At 32.5% G+C, this 14,734-nt stretch carries 14 protein-coding genes; 6 read left to right on the top strand and 8 right to left on the bottom strand.

Annotated features, from left to right (window positions below):
* Positions 1–192 precede the first annotated feature (192 nt).
* Positions 193–375: a hypothetical protein gene (locus E7Z81_RS08190; protein ID WP_292746183.1), complete on the top strand. Its 183-nt coding sequence runs from the start codon at positions 193–195 to the stop codon at positions 373–375.
* Positions 372–569, top strand: a complete 198-nt coding sequence (locus tag E7Z81_RS08185) for a hypothetical protein (protein WP_292746181.1) — start codon at positions 372–374, stop codon at positions 567–569. Before E7Z81_RS08190 ends, E7Z81_RS08185 begins: the two co-directional genes overlap by 4 nt.
* A 42-nt stretch (positions 570–611) precedes the next feature.
* Here the strand turns inward: E7Z81_RS08185 and E7Z81_RS08180 are convergent, their stop codons facing one another.
* The 4 genes from E7Z81_RS08180 to E7Z81_RS08165 form a co-directional block, all read right to left on the bottom strand.
* A complete protein-coding gene (locus E7Z81_RS08180) occupies positions 612–2,177 on the bottom strand; it encodes a hypothetical protein (protein WP_292746179.1) in 1,566 nt (521 codons plus the stop codon).
* 236 nt (positions 2,178–2,413) lie between these two features.
* Positions 2,414–5,941, bottom strand: a complete 3,528-nt coding sequence (locus tag E7Z81_RS08175; RefSeq protein ID WP_292746177.1) for a DEAD/DEAH box helicase — start codon at positions 5,939–5,941, stop codon at positions 2,414–2,416.
* A gap of 121 nt (positions 5,942–6,062) precedes the next feature.
* Positions 6,063–6,260, bottom strand: a complete 198-nt coding sequence (locus E7Z81_RS08170; RefSeq protein ID WP_292746175.1) for a hypothetical protein — start codon at positions 6,258–6,260, stop codon at positions 6,063–6,065.
* A 53-nt stretch (positions 6,261–6,313) separates the two neighbouring features.
* Positions 6,314–6,826, bottom strand: coding sequence for a hypothetical protein (locus tag E7Z81_RS08165; RefSeq protein ID WP_292746173.1), 513 nt, complete (start codon positions 6,824–6,826; stop codon positions 6,314–6,316).
* Positions 6,827–6,931: 105 nt separating this feature from the next.
* On the opposite strand from E7Z81_RS08165, the gene E7Z81_RS08160 reads away from it, so the two are divergent.
* The 4 genes from E7Z81_RS08160 to E7Z81_RS08145 all read left to right on the top strand — a co-directional run bounded on the left by E7Z81_RS08160 (position 6,932) and on the right by E7Z81_RS08145 (position 9,665).
* Positions 6,932–7,807 (top strand): ROK family protein, encoded by an 876-nt coding sequence (locus E7Z81_RS08160; RefSeq protein WP_292746171.1) that lies wholly within the window; start codon positions 6,932–6,934, stop codon positions 7,805–7,807.
* A gap of 195 nt (positions 7,808–8,002) precedes the next feature.
* Positions 8,003–8,215, top strand: coding sequence for a hypothetical protein (locus tag E7Z81_RS08155; RefSeq protein WP_292746169.1), 213 nt, complete (start codon positions 8,003–8,005; stop codon positions 8,213–8,215).
* A 346-nt stretch (positions 8,216–8,561) separates the two neighbouring features.
* Positions 8,562–9,386, top strand: coding sequence for a hypothetical protein (locus E7Z81_RS08150; RefSeq protein ID WP_292746167.1), 825 nt, complete (start codon positions 8,562–8,564; stop codon positions 9,384–9,386).
* 72 nt (positions 9,387–9,458) lie between these two features.
* A complete protein-coding gene (locus E7Z81_RS08145) occupies positions 9,459–9,665 on the top strand; it encodes a hypothetical protein (RefSeq protein WP_292746165.1) in 207 nt (68 codons plus the stop codon).
* Between the two features lie 516 nt (positions 9,666–10,181).
* On the opposite strand, the gene E7Z81_RS08140 is transcribed toward E7Z81_RS08145, so the two are convergent.
* The 4 genes from E7Z81_RS08140 to E7Z81_RS08125 all read right to left on the bottom strand — a co-directional run bounded on the left by E7Z81_RS08140 (position 10,182) and on the right by E7Z81_RS08125 (position 14,729).
* On the bottom strand, positions 10,182–11,468 hold the full coding sequence (locus E7Z81_RS08140) for a DUF4143 domain-containing protein (RefSeq protein WP_292746163.1): 1,287 nt from the start codon (positions 11,466–11,468) through the stop codon (positions 10,182–10,184).
* A 337-nt stretch (positions 11,469–11,805) separates the two neighbouring features.
* The gene (locus E7Z81_RS08135) at positions 11,806–12,807 is read right to left on the bottom strand and encodes an acyltransferase (RefSeq protein ID WP_292746161.1); all 1,002 of its coding nucleotides are present in this window, start codon (positions 12,805–12,807) and stop codon (positions 11,806–11,808) included.
* Positions 12,808–12,812: 5 nt separating this feature from the next.
* Positions 12,813–13,910: a UDP-galactopyranose mutase gene (gene glf / locus E7Z81_RS08130; protein WP_292746159.1), complete on the bottom strand. Its 1,098-nt coding sequence runs from the start codon at positions 13,908–13,910 to the stop codon at positions 12,813–12,815.
* Between the two features lie 99 nt (positions 13,911–14,009).
* Positions 14,010–14,729: a radical SAM protein gene (locus E7Z81_RS08125; RefSeq protein WP_292746157.1), complete on the bottom strand. Its 720-nt coding sequence runs from the start codon at positions 14,727–14,729 to the stop codon at positions 14,010–14,012.
* Positions 14,730–14,734 lie beyond the last annotated feature (5 nt).

The following is a 14,734-nucleotide window of genomic DNA, read 5'->3' as shown; positions in this document are numbered from 1 at the left end:
AGCACTCAATAAACGATTGAGTAATAAAAACAAAACTCTAGGAATCCTCGCCTTCTTCAAGGCGAGGTTGTTCAAATTCATTCTCTCAAAGGTTATGATGGAAATAAATTTTTAAATAATATCAGGTTTAAAATTAAAAGTGAGGATGTCATATCCAAAAAAGAATTGCTCCTGTTGACTTTACTTTGTTTTATGGATTCTGATAAAAGTATCAATCAAAGTATACTTGATTCGGCAGAAACAATAGTTAATGTTCCTAATGTTGATAAGGATATGGAACAGTTTGCCAAGGGGGTAATCCTAATGTTGTGTGACAAATTTGTCGATGATGAACTGCTGAACATTAGAATTTCTAATTTAGTAGGTGGAATATGAAAATAGTAGAAGATTATGCTCAAAGAGTAGCAAAAGAAGCAGTTAAAAAACAAAAAGAAAAATTTCAATCAGAATTGGAATCAAAAGATACTAATATGGTTATAAATTTGGATAAAGAAGGTTATGGTGTTAAAGATATTGCAAGAATTGCAAATGTAAGCGTTGCATTTGTAAATAAAACATTATCTAAATAATTTGTTGTCTTAAAATAAAATTTAGGAAAGAATTTATCTTTCCTAACCTTTAAAAGGATTTGAACTGTCGTATTTTTGACCGTTTACTGTTATGGAATAATCACCGTATTCAATGTTTCCGGTAACGGTTAGGGATGAAACTGTACTGTCACCGGTCAATGTCCATGTTGAACCGTCGTCAACATTAACGGTAGTGTTTCCGGTTGAATTTATAGCGCCTTTGAATTCGGTGCTTTTCATGGTCCAGTTAAGTGAACTTATTGAATCAACAATAACGTTTCCGTCTATTTTTTCATTGTTTGTATTCAGTTCAGCAACTCCTCCGTTGGATCCTGTTGTTCCCCACTGGTTCTGGCCGGCTATTTCTAAAAATGTTCCGCTGCCGAAGCTGAGTTCGGTACTGTCAAGGTCAATTACGCATGCTGTGTTGGTTACATGAAACATCGGTGCATCCTTATACACTGAGGAGTCGGAAGCTATTGACAGTTTGGAGTTTTTAGCAGTAAAGAGTGATGTTCCAACATCAGCGTCACCGCTCATGGACTGGTAAATGAACACTCCGCCCAAATCAACATAACTGTCGCCGTCTTTTCTGTTACCTTCGCCGTAACCTGTCAAATCAGAATTTGTAACTTCAATTGAGTTTTTACCTTCGATACATGCAATCTGGGATACGTATGCAGTACCTTTTGAGTTGTCAAGGGTAATGTTTCCGGTTGAATAGATTAAAGGAGAACCTCTGCCGCTGTCTTTGCTAACACCTGTGTTGATGTCTGAGTTTTTAACGTGCACTTCCCCTTCGCCACGGTCTGTTGCAAGTGCCGCACAGCTTTGACCGTCAGTATTGATGATAACGTTTTCTGCATTAATTATTCCTTTATATGTTGCGTCCAGTCCTCTTGACTTGTCTGAGTGGGTTGTGATTTTCACGTTTTTGACGGTTGCCTGAGTATTGCCGCTTACATCACTTGCACCTGACGGGTCGCCCCCGCCGTTTCCAGGAGCCTGTCCGCCTTCACCTGATCCTTCACCTGATGGCATTTCAGGAGGTTGTCCTCCATCTCCGCCCTGACCGGATTCTCCGCCGGTTGCTTCAGGAGGCTGTGCACCGTCTCCACCTTGTTGGGTTGAGTTTGTTTCAGGAGCTGCGCCCTGGCTTGCATTTCCGCCGCTTGAGGATGTTGAAGCCTCGGAGTTGGTTACAAAAATACCGTTGGATCCTTTGGAATTGGTATTGATTTCAACATTCGAAATGTCAAGTGTACCGTTTGTATTTACTAAAATTGCTGAATTGACACCATAAAAGTCAGCATCATCGCCTGATGTGGCGGTGTCACCGGTTTTATTTACAATGGAATCTTTCAATGTCAATTTGCCGTTTTTGGTTACTAAAATAGAATTCAAATCACTTGCGCTAGATGAAATCAGTCCTTTTTCTTTTGATTCATCACTGGCGTTGACTACAAGATTTCCCATATCTTCAAGTGCGCTTGCATCGACATTGACGGATGTGCCTCCCGAAGAGGAGTTCGTATTTGTCAGTGCAAATGCACCTACGCCTATTATAACTACGATTGCAATTGCCGCAATCAGATACTTTCTGTTCATAGGAATAATAACTCGAATGTTATATTTAAGTGTTGGTATATTTTTTTGAATCTTTTATAAAATTAGAATGTGCTTTAATTGAATTTGAAAAGGAATTGGAAGGAGTTAATAGCAGAACTAATCGTTGGATATTCGTGTGGATGTTAGGAGGATAATTCTAAAACTGAAAACTTCAGACTTAAAGATGAAATTGAAATGTTAAAATTAGTTAAATTCAAATTAGTCTTTTGTTTGAATTATTTTCTTAATTTTAACATCTTTTTCAACTCGTTGGTATTCATTTCTGTGATGAATGTCTCTCCGTTTCCAACGGTTAATTTAGCCAGTTCCTCTTTTGAATGAATCATTTCGTTGATTTTCTCTTCAAAAGTTCCCTTTGTAATGAATCTGTAAACCATCACATTTTTTTTCTGTCCAATTCTATATGCCCTGTCTGTAGCCTGATTTTCAACTGCGGGATTCCACCATAAATCATAATGAATGACATTTTGGGCTGCTGTTAGGTTTAATCCTGTTCCTCCAGCTTTAAGGGATATGATGAATATTTTATTTTGATTTCTGTTTTGGAACTTTTTAATCATTTCATCCCTTTTTTTACGTGAAAGTGATCCGTGTAAAAACAGAACTTCTTCTTGAAATTTCTCTTCAATAGATTTTTGAATTATTTCTCCCATTTTAACATATTGGGTAAATATCAGGACTTTTTCGTCTGCTTGAAGAATATTTTCCAGGGTGTTCATAAGTATCTCCATTTTGCCGGATTCGTTGACGCTTGCGTTTTTGCTTTTGGTAAACTGTGAAGGGTGGTTGCAGATTTGCTTTAGGGAGTTTATCATTTTTAAAACCAATCCTTTCCGTTTAATTCCATCGTTTTCTTCTACTTCCAGCATTGATGCATCCAGTGTCTCTTTGTAAAGTGCAATCTGCTCTTTAGTTAGGTTACAGTAGATGTCACTGACTATTTTATCAGGCAGGTCTTTAATAATGTTTTTATCACTTTTAAGACGCCTCAGGATAAATGGTTTGGTAATCTGTTTGAAGTTTTCCAGTGTGTCCTGATTTTTTTCTCTTTCAATTGGAACGATATAATTTTTCCTGAAGCTTTTCAGACTTGAAAGATAACCCTTGTTTGTAAAATCAAAGATGCTCCAATATTCAGACATTCTGTTTTCAACAGGAGTTCCTGACATTGCGATTTTGTGTTTGGCTTTGATTGATTTTATCGCTTTTGTCTGTTTGGTATTCGGATTTTTGATATTCTGCGCTTCATCAACTACACATAAAAACCATTTCTGCTTTTTGAATTTGTTTATGTCGCTTCTGATTACTCCGTAAGAGGTCAGATAAATGTCATATTTCTTTTTTGTAAAACGTCGTGCGGTTCCATGGAAAATATATGATGTCAAATCAGGTGTGAATCTTCTGATTTCTTCTTGCCAGTTTGTAAGCAGGCTTGTTGGTGCAATGACCAAAACATGTTCTTTTTCAAGATGACCCTGTTCTTTCAGGTATTGGATTGTTGTTAGAACCTGCAGTGTTTTTCCAAGTCCCATATCATCTGCTAGAATGCTTCCAAATCCTGTATTGATGTTTTGAACCAGCCAGGAGTAACCTGTTTCCTGATAGTGCCTTAATTTGGCATTTATGTTGTCTGGAACATTGATGTCATTTACTTTTGTTATATTTTCAACCAGTTTGTCGAAGTTTCCTTCAATTTCAACATCCATGTCCAGAATTTCCCCACTTAAAATTCCTTTAAGGAGGTCGTGCCGGTTTAATTTTTCGGGAAGCCTGTCTATTTGTTTGATGAGCGATTTCACTTCTCGCTCATCAAGCATTACAAATTCGTTTGCTATTTTTACAAGACCTTTTGATTTTTCTGCAAGTTGTCTGAATTCATCTGGTGTACAGGTTGTGTTTCCTATTGCAACTTTCCAGTCGAATTTTGTCAGATCCTTGAAAGTTATGTATTTGTCCTCGTTTTGCGTTTGCGTAATGTTCAGTTTCAGTTTTGGTTTGAATATTTTTTGAAGGTTTTTAGGTAAAATAATTTTAAGACCCATTACTTCAAATAATGGTAAAGTATTTAAAAAGAAATTAGTAAAGTCATCTAAATTTAACTCTAGATTTTCATTTAAAGTAAGACTTTCATCGAATCTGGGATAAATTTCATTGATGATATAGATATCTTTGAGCAAGTTTGTTTTAAGAAGTTTGTTTTCTGTTGTGTCAATGACATCATTGATGTTTTCCAGACTGTCATTTACTTTAACGTCAACATTAAATCCTCTCTCAGACTCTTCAATGTGCAAATACAAATCATAATCCCTTGAATTGATATTGAACTTTGACAGCCATTGATTTATTGATTCTGGTGTTGTAATTTCATTTTTAAATTTTTGAGGATTAAAAAAGAACAGCTTAAACACATTTTCATCATAATTTCTTTTAATAGACTGTGCAACACCATGTTTTAAATATTTAAAGTCAAATCCCTTGACAAATAAACTAACTGCAGCTATAATCTGGTCTTTTCGTGAAATCTTTTGATTTTTAAATGTAATCAAGTCAATTGGACATGACCTTGTTAAAATATCAATTGTTTCACGGATGGTTTTATCAAAAATCGCAGGAATCCATCTGATATGGTATGCATTTCCTGATTTGAACAGTTCCGGAACTAAAGAATGGTTTTTTATTAACTCTAAACTGAATTGGTAAACCAGATTTAAAAATTGAATATCTTTGTTGAATTTTGAGATGTTGCTTTCACTTAATTCTGTGAAAAATCCGAATAGTGTGCCTTCACTTTTATCTTTGCTGAAAGGCGTATCTTTTCCGGGCATTATTTTGGAAATGGCATAGTTATCGTCAATGTTTATGGAAAAATCTTCCCATTGGTTTGGCATTCCCCATCTTTCAAGAAAAATGCTTTCAAGCCAGCTGTCATATTCCTCTTCGCTGCCGTTAAATCCATCATGTTCAAAATCAACTCGTGTGTAATATTCGTAATGACTCCCATAACCAAAATGTGAATAACCAAGTACTCTTTTTTTAAGATATCTCTCACGGGACTTATAGATGTTGTCAAGAATTGCTTTAAAGTTTTTAGCATAAAAAACGGGATTGTCATCCAGAAGCTCAAAAATTTGCAGGTGAAGATTGGGAATTTTGGAAAAATCCAGTTCATTTTCAGATTCGCTGTCCTCATGCCTGAACAGTTCGCAGATATCATCGATGCTTTCCTCCTCAACTTCAAAATTCATCACATCCAGCAAATCAAGGCCCTGAAGTTTAAAAATCAGAAACGGGTCCTTATCTATTTCCAGTGCTATCATATAAACCAGGCCTGCAATGTGTTTGCAGATGGGAGCATAATCGGGACAGTTACATGATGTTTTAATGTCGTTGTGTGATGCTGGAAAAACGTTCACTCCCTCTTTTGTGATTAAATCATACAATTCTACCGGCAGTTTGCGGTTTAAAAGCGCTGAGGTAATTTGAGGATTTTCATAAATTGTTTTAATGATGGTATTTTTTTCACTTTGGGAAAATTGCCGGAATTCAACACTGACATTATAGAAACTTTTGTAATTGCCCCTGACCTTGGCCAGAGCGAGGTTGTCATTAATTAAAATGTCATATACTCTGCCTGTGTTTGCGTAGGTTTTTCCACGACCGATTCGGTTGGTATAATACACTCCTTTAAGTGCATCCAGCCACTTTTCTCCCCACCATGTTTTTGTAATCTCTTTGCTTGCCATTTTAACCGTTTGACTTTTTTTTCATTGTCTATAAAGATTTTTTCAGGAAATTTATGTTTTGTTTTTAAATTTACATTCTGTTTTTAGAAATATTCAATTAAATAATGCGGAACGATAATTTTTAGTAAATTATAAGGTCATTAATCACATTTAAGTTTTTTTGAACATGAAATTTTTCGTTTTCGCTAAAATCTCCATTTTTAAGTAAAAAATTAATGTGTTCCCAATAGTAATATGCTATTTCATACCATGCATCGTCATCCCAGTAAATCTGGTCGATAAACAGATCCATTATTTTATTCAATAACTTGAACGCCAATTCATACTCCTTTTGTTGGATTAAGATGTCAATATCCTTTTTAATGAATCTTTTCAGGGGGTTCTCATATTGTGGAGTTTATAATAACCGAATTCCTTTCCTCCGTTTCTCAAAATGCCTTTAAGTTTTCGTTCATAAGCTTTGGAATCTATTAGGGATTCGTTTTTGAATTGCTTGATGAAGTTGTATTTGAGTTTTGAATTCTTTTTGAATTCTTTTTTCAGGAATTTCTTAAGTTTTGCATCTGATATGACTTTCAAATCATCGCTAATGTCAATGTCAGCAATTCTTCCGTATTCACTGTCTTTTGAGAAGTCTTCCAGTATTTCCGGAAATTCCTCCAGAAAGTACAGGAGTCCCGCTTCATGGGCACAGGATGATTTTTTAGAGCAGCTGCAGGACATATCATATAATATGTTGTCTTGCATGATTAGTTCAACAATGAATTTTGAATTTATGGTCGCTTTAAACTTGCAGCCATTGTAAGATAAGTTTTCAACATTGTTTTTGTATTTAAGTCCCTGATTTAGTGTTTTTTCATTGAAATTATCTTTCCAGCAATTCATAGAAATCTGTTTTTTTATATGTTATTCATTACCATTAAAGTTTCAGTTATTTGGGATGCTATTTTTACAAAAGCATTAAATGCATATATTTTTAAACTATTAAGCATGGGTGATTATACTGTTTGTGTTGATTTGGGAGGAACAACGTCAAAGTTTTCAGTTTTTACATCAGATGAAATAATCTGTCAGTGGTCGTCTCCAACACCAGAAAACAATATAGTCGATATGATTGAAAGCGAAATCAGAAATAATTTTTCAAATTTAAATCTCGAAAGCACTGATTTCAAGGCGGTTGTAATAGGTGTAGCGGGCATTGTAAAGGATGGTATTGTTAGCTATGCCATTAACCTGAATTTGAGAGATTATGATTTGGCAGACATTTTGGAGTCCAGACTTGGCATAAAAGTAATAATCTTAAATGATGTTAATCTACAGGCTATAGGTGAATCTTCAAACTACAGCAGTCTATTTTTAGTAACAATCGGAACTGGAATTGGAGCAGCTTTGATGATTAACGGCCATCTTGTGGAAGGCTATAACGGTTGGGCAGGTGAAATTGGTCATATTTATCTTGATTCAAAAACTCCTGAGGAAAATGCATCTGCTAAAGGTCTTGTAAAAACAGCCCAAAACTATCTCAAATCAAACAATGACGATTCTTCACTGAGGGATTTTGAAACTTTCACGGCTGAAGACATTTTCAATCAGGCAAAATCTGGTGATGCTGTGGCTTTAAAAATAGTCAGAGAGGTCTATTTCAAATTAGGAAAGCTGCTTGCTGTAATCTGCAGTGCGTTTGACCCGGAAGTCATAATAATTTCAGGCGGTGTTTCAAAGGCAGGAGATTTGCTTTTGGATATAATTAAGGAAGGTTTCAGCGAAGTTGCATTTAAAAATACTGAAATCTTGCTCTCTGATTTGAGAGAAAAAGCGGCTGTTTTTGGAGCCATGAAAATTGTTGAAGATGGAATAACTGATTAGGACTATTCGCTGATTGAATGCATTATTTTTTAAAATAAATTTTTAAATGACTTATTTTTATATTTCAATAATGTAATGAGTTTTTTAACTGATTTTAAGAGCAAGTGAGTACTTACACTCGAAAATCTTTATATATAATCGTTTTTATACTGTAAAATAGAGTTTGTAAAACTTAAAATTAAAAAGGCGATTAAAATGAATAGGGCTAGATTAATTCAAGTTTTGATTTTAGCATTGGTTGTTTCACTTGCATTTGCAGGGGTATATGCTGCAGGTGAAGCAGGTGAAGTTTCCCATGCTGATTCAACCGATGATGTAGGTGGTTTGTATATAAGAGGATCAGGTGATGTCTGTCATGTGGCAAGCTGCTATGAACCTTTAAGTGTAATTTCCATGGTGGAACTGTAACATGTTGAAATTTAAATATTAATTTTAGTGGGTTTAATTGATTTTAAACCCTCTATTTCCTCCATTTAACCATTGAAATTATTTTTTAGGTGTTTTACTAGATGCTGTTTACTTTTTTTACTTTTCAGTGCGTTGATTATATTAATCTGAATCATTTTTTCTAATTTTGATTTTAAAATGTAAAATTGTAGTGACTCAGTAAAATTGTTGTCACTTCGTAAAATTGCTTTAACTATGTTAAATTGCTTTAATTATATTATTTTTAGATTTTAATAAATTTATAGTTAAATTTAAATAATATTTATTTTATATTTTTAAAATAGATGAATTTAGTGGGTTTTTTAAAATGTCGCAATTTCAGGAAGATATGATTTTTAAAAATGTCGGTGATGAGGATGCAAGAATACTTTTAGATATCATCGGCAAAAAATCTAAAAAAGTAAAGATTTGGACAAAAGAGTTAAGGCTACTTGACCCGACTGCGTTCAAACCTGATATAATACTTGAACTCGATGATGAGATTCTTATAATAGAATTTCAATCAACAAAAGTTGGAAAAAGACATCACAGAAGATTTCATGTCTATGTTGCAATAACGGATTATAATGTTGAAAATCATGATAAAGATGTTAATCTTTGTGTTTTTACAACAGCAGAAGAATCTAAACTGATAACTTATCATGTAAATCAGCATAACGATTTTAAATATGATGTAATAAGCTTATCTGATTATGACAGTGAAGAAATTATTAATATTATCAATTATAAAATAGAACATGGTGAAGAAATAACTGGAAAAGAATTAGTATTATTCTCCCTAGTTCCAATCATTGAAAAAGAAGGTGAAATAGAAGACTATATTTTTGATGTAGTAAATACATTAATTGGTCTTAAAGATTTAGCTCCGTCAATTCAGGCTTTGGTTTTTGGAATTGAATGGTTAATTGTTGATAAATTCGTTGAAAATGAAAATACAAGAAATATATTGCAGGATTTACTGGGTGATAGAATGAGTATGGTTCATGAATATGCGGAAAGGAAAAAAAATAACGAGCAAGAAAGAATTATTAGGAATTTATTACAATCAGGACATTCTCCTTTTGAAATTGCAAACGATACAAGAGTGCCGTTATCAAAAGTAAATGCAATTAAAAGAAAATATCATTTATAGTTCTTTCATTTTTTTAGTGTTGGATTATACATAATTAATTTATAAGTAATTAATCATAAAAGTAGAAAAGATGTGGTATATATAATTTGTTTTAATTATGTAATTGGTCTTAAAGATTCGATTTCGTCAATTCAGGCTTTGGTTTTTGGAATTGAATGGTTAATTGTTGATAAATTCGTTGAAAATGAAAATACAAGAAATATATTGCAGGATTTGCTGGGTGATAGGATGAGTATGATTCATGAGTATGTGGAAATGAAAAAAATAAAAATCAACTAAAGATTATTAGAATATATTAAACTCCAGAATAATGATATTTTGAAAATATCTGTGGGAAAATATTAGTTTCAAATAATTATAAAATTCAATCATGTGGTTGATGATTAACATATTTTTGGGTTGATGATTAATTTTCAAAAATGTTTTAAATTGCATATTTTAAGATTTAACGGATGTTAATTAAAAATTAAAAAATCGTGTTGGTTGATGATTACACTTGATGATTAATGTTATTAAAATAAATATATGTTGTTGTGAGGTTGTCATTACCAATGTAGTCTTCATGAATTTTACCTGTGATTATTTTTCATTAGTTTATATAAAATTTCATGGTTTGAGAGTTTAAACTGAAGAGGATATGTATTTAAAAATATTGAAATTTATATGTTTTTTGGAACAGAAACTGCTTTGGTAGATATGGGAATAAGATTTGTTAAATATGATTAAAATTTTTAATAAATTGTAGGATAATACTTCAAATGCTTTAAAATCTCAAAATATATTTTCCTGGTAATCTTAGGATAAACATCCTATTGGAATTACTTTTACACCATCCTCACGAACATATGCCATTTTGCCTCCTGTTACAATAGCTAAAAATTTTGGTTTAGGTATGTTAATCTCACCAGAGGCTATTCGCTTACATATCAAACTGTTAAGTTTTAATAGATTTGATGCTGCATATTCCTCTTCATCGCTTCCTAACTTAATCTCTATTAAAGCATAATCTCCATTACTTAAAATCACAACACAATCAACTTCTAAACCGTCTCGGTCATGATATTGTAATACTTTACCTCCTCTACAAGCGGAGTATATATTAAGGTCACGTATGCACAAGTTTTCAAAAATTTGACCGCCCATTTCTAAATTATATAATAATTCTTCAGGAGTTAATTCCAGAGCAGCTACTGCAATTGAAGGGTCTATAAAACTTTTCTTTGAAGAATTTCTCATGGCAGTTTTAGACCTAATTTTTGGACCCCATGCGTTAACCTCATCAATGACAAATAACTGTTTTAAAACATTGACATAGTCATAATATGTTTTTTCACTCATAGTTCCATGATGCTCGTGTATATCGCCAATTATTGTTGTATTTCTTGCAAAAGAAGAAATATTTCGGGAATATGATTTTAAAAGAGCCTTAACTTTATCAGGGTTTCTTTTAACCCCATCTATTGAAGATACATCAACTTGAGTAAGTATATCCAAGTAAGACCTTGCAATCTTTAACTGTTGCTTTTTAGTTTTTTTGTTTAAACTTTCAGGCCAACCGCCTCTACACATTGCAAATATCAAATCTTGTACTGATAAATCAGAAAAAATACCATTTATATCTAAATCAGGATTATCAAACAGATCCATTAAATGAATTTTACCATTTGATTCGCCACTTTCATATAAACTCATAGGTCTCATTAATAATCTATGGATTCTACCTGCACCACTATGCATTATTTTTGAATTGTCAACAACTGTTGAACCAGTTAAGATATATAGTCCATCATCATCACTTTCATCAACACTATAGCGCACAGCATCCCATAGTTCAGGTGCCATCTGCCATTCATCAATTAATCTAGGTTTATCTCCGTCCAATAATAAAAGAGGGTCTAATTTTGCTAATTTCAGATAATTATAAGAATTACTTGGATCTTGTAATTGTATCATGCTTTTTGCATGCTGTTTGGCGGTTGTTGTTTTTCCACACCATTTTGGCCCTACAATTAACACTGCACCCATATATTCCAATAATTCTTCCAGTTCATCATCAATATATCTGCTTAAATATTTTTTCATAGTGTTTCACCATTTCCATATTAACTTTGATAAAGTAATTATACATATTTTAGTAAAGTAATTATACATATTTTAGTAAAGTAATTATACATATTTTAGTAAAGTAATTATATAAATTTTGTTAATGTTAATATTTTATTATATTTTGGATATTTAAACAATTTTACATTTGATTTAAATCATATTAAGTTATATACGATGGTTTTTTGAGGTAAATTTTATACACTGGGGGCAATTTTGTGAAGTGGAAACAATTTAACTAATTGAATGTAATTAACGAATTTTAACGTATATTTTTAATAGTAATATACGTTGTGTTTAAATATTAAAAGTGGAGTCAGACTCCGCTGACCTTCTTGATGTACGGGATTTTACTGAAAATGTATGGTAAAAGCCATGAAAGGAATATTGTCGCTATAAACATTGCAGGGAACAGAATGTTTGAGTGAGGATTGATTTTAGACATGAACATGATTATGATGACATGTGAAAAGTACATTCCGTAGCTGCACAGGCTTATTGAGCTTATTGTCTTTCCTACTGCATTGTTTTTTATTGAACTGAACTTGTTTTCCTTGTCAAGGTATTCTATAAACAGATACATTCCGATTCCCATGCCTGCAACCAGAATGTTTTGATACATCACTTCAACTGAAGGGAAACTGTTTGAATAAGTGTATGCAACAAAAATTCCAAGTGAAATTAAAAGGATAAGAAGTCCCACAATCCACATTTTTCTGTTTGAGTAACTGAACTTTTTGGTTGAAAGGTAATAACCTAAAACAGGGTATCCGATAAATCCTGCAAAATAATCCAGTTTGAAATATGGGAATAACGGATACATGTTGAAAGTGTTCAGGATAATTGTGATAAGCCAGATTGCCAAAAAGTATTTGCAACCCGTTTCTCCATATTCCTTAATGAATATGTTAATGATAGGAATCGCAAGGTAAATTCCGATTAAAGTCCAGAAATACCACATGATTGAAGGATTTCCGATAAACACGTTCCACATGTATGAGTATGGCTTGTGGAAGTGGAAATTTGTCAGTGTTATTAGGATTATCCAGAAGATGAACGGATAAATTATTCTTGCAAACCTTCTTTTTAAAAAATCGCCCAGATTCGAATAGTCTCTGTTTAAAAGAAGTGCTCCGCTAATCATTAGAAATATTGGAACGCCAATTCTTCCGATATCGTGGAAGGTAAGCTGTGCTATGACTTCAAATGGTGTGTTTAGTGGTCCAAAATAGAAGTCAACATGACAAATTATAACTGCGATGATTGCGAATGCCCTTAATAGGTCGTAATAGAAAATTCTTTCTTTTTTGGTTTTCATAATATCTATTGAAGTGTTTTAACCAGTTTTAAAGCTTCATCAATTACTTGCCACATGTCAAAGTATTGGTACATTCCAAGTCTTCCACCAAAAATGACATTATCCTCTTTTTTAGAAAGTTCAACATATTTATTGTATAATTTTGAGTTTTTCTCATCATTCATAGGATAATATGCTTCTTCACCTTTCACCCAATTTTTAGGATATTCTCTTGTAATTATTGTTTTTGGAGACTCTGAACCCTCAAAATGTTTATGTTCAATTATTCTTGTGTATGGGGTCTCTGCATCAGTGTAATTGATTACTGCATTTCCTTGGTAGTTTTCCATATCCAATGTTTCAAACTCAAAATTTAATCCTCGGTATTCCAGTTCTCCATAGCAATAATCATAATACTCGTCAATCATGCCTGTGAATATTACTTTATCAGCAATATTTAGCCATTTTTCTTTGTCATCAAAGAAATCTGTGTTGAGTTTAACTTCAATTCCTTCAAGCATTTTTTCAACAATTTTTGTGTATCCTCCAATAGGAATCCCTTGGAATAAATCGTTGAAGTAGTTGTTATCATAAGTAAATCTCACTGGAAGTCTTTTGATAATGAATGCAGGTAGTTCTGAGCATTTTTTACCCCACTGTTTTTCAGTATATCCTTTAACCAGTTTTTCATAAATATCTTTACCAATTAAGGAAATTGCTTGTTCTTCTAGGTTTTGAGGATTATCAATTTTTGCTTCAGCTTTTTGTTCTTCAATTTTTGCTTTAGCTTCGGCAGGAGTTTTAACTCCCCACATTTGATAAAATGTATTCATGTTGAATGGTAAGTTGTATAATTCACCGTTGTAATTGGCAACAGGGGAGTTTGTAAATCTGTTAAAGTCTGCAAACTGGTTGATATATTCCCAAACTTCTTTATTGTTTGTGTGAAAAATATGCGCACCATATTTGTGGACATTAATGTTTTCTTTTAACTTAGTATATGCATTTCCAGCAATATGGTCTCTTTTTTCTATCACTAAACATTTTTTTCCGGCTTTTGTCATTTCATGTGCAAAAACTGCACCAAAAAGACCCGCACCTACTATTAAATAATCATATTTCATAATATCATATATTTTCTACTAATTATTTTAAATTTTATCTTTTTTTTTGATTTAGAAGATATGACTCAAGAATTTCTTTCAGAATTTGAGTGTTGTTAATTAAATTTCGATAATTTCTGTAGTAGGAATAATTTCTTTTAATTTTTCATAAAATTCTTTAATTTCTCTATCATCTATTTTTTCATAATATTGTTCTTTATTTAAAATATCATATTTTTTTCTTGCGAGATTGTGGAGTTCAAATATCTCCAAATGCTTAGGTTGATAAGTTTTTAGTAAATCTAAAATTAATTTTGTATCTTTAAGGATGAATTTTGTTATTGGAATTCTAAATGTAGTTTTTTTTAAATCAAGTAGTTTTATATTATTTAAATATTGGTCAATTTCTCCTCCAATTACTTCTTTGCAATTTTCATGATTAATCATTTTAATGTCAACAATAAATTCATCACTATATTTTTTAGCAATTTTTAAATATTTTTCAGGAACAAATAGTGCTGTTTCAAAGCAAATATTGATATTTTTATTTTTTAGGGATTTTAAAAGAGGTTCTAAATCATTAATTTGAAGTAGAGGTTCCCCTCCAGAAAAGGTCACTCCACCCCCTGTTTCATAGAATGGTTTGTCTTTAACGATTTCTTGTTCCAATTTCTCTAATGAGATATCATATCCAAATTCTCCTTGGATTTTAGATGAAATACATTCTGGATTAGCACACCATGGACATTTTAAGTTGCAACCTTTAAGAAATACAGTTGTTCTTATTCCGGGACCATCATGGAGTGAAAAATGTTGGATGTTCGTAATTCGTACAGTCATTTTAT

The organism is Methanobrevibacter sp. (assembly GCF_015062935.1).
Classification (GTDB): Archaea; Methanobacteriota; Methanobacteria; order Methanobacteriales; family Methanobacteriaceae; genus Methanocatella.
Note: the sequence above shows the minus strand (reverse complement) of the source record. Positions and strands in the feature narration are given on the sequence as shown.

What these genes read in the sequence shown, in the direction of transcription:
- E7Z81_RS08190 (WP_292746183.1), top strand. Translation starts at nt 193, where the DNA reads ATGGATTCTGATAAAAGTATCAATCAAAGTATACTTGATTCGGCAGAA.
- E7Z81_RS08185 (WP_292746181.1), top strand. Translation starts at nt 372, where the DNA reads ATGAAAATAGTAGAAGATTATGCTCAAAGAGTAGCAAAAGAAGCAGTT.
- E7Z81_RS08180 (WP_292746179.1), bottom strand. Translation starts at nt 2,177, where the DNA reads ATGAACAGAAAGTATCTGATTGCGGCAATTGCAATCGTAGTTATAATA.
- E7Z81_RS08175 (WP_292746177.1), bottom strand. Translation starts at nt 5,941, where the DNA reads ATGGCAAGCAAAGAGATTACAAAAACATGGTGGGGAGAAAAGTGGCTG.
- E7Z81_RS08165 (WP_292746173.1), bottom strand. Translation starts at nt 6,826, where the DNA reads ATGAATTGCTGGAAAGATAATTTCAATGAAAAAACACTAAATCAGGGA.
- E7Z81_RS08160 (WP_292746171.1), top strand. Translation starts at nt 6,932, where the DNA reads ATGGGTGATTATACTGTTTGTGTTGATTTGGGAGGAACAACGTCAAAG.
- E7Z81_RS08155 (WP_292746169.1), top strand. Translation starts at nt 8,003, where the DNA reads ATGAATAGGGCTAGATTAATTCAAGTTTTGATTTTAGCATTGGTTGTT.
- E7Z81_RS08150 (WP_292746167.1), top strand. Translation starts at nt 8,562, where the DNA reads ATGTCGCAATTTCAGGAAGATATGATTTTTAAAAATGTCGGTGATGAG.
- E7Z81_RS08140 (WP_292746163.1), bottom strand. Translation starts at nt 11,468, where the DNA reads ATGAAAAAATATTTAAGCAGATATATTGATGATGAACTGGAAGAATTA.
- E7Z81_RS08135 (WP_292746161.1), bottom strand. Translation starts at nt 12,807, where the DNA reads ATGAAAACCAAAAAAGAAAGAATTTTCTATTACGACCTATTAAGGGCA.
- glf (WP_292746159.1), bottom strand. Translation starts at nt 13,910, where the DNA reads ATGAAATATGATTATTTAATAGTAGGTGCGGGTCTTTTTGGTGCAGTT.
- E7Z81_RS08125 (WP_292746157.1), bottom strand. Translation starts at nt 14,729, where the DNA reads ATGACTGTACGAATTACGAACATCCAACATTTTTCACTCCATGATGGT.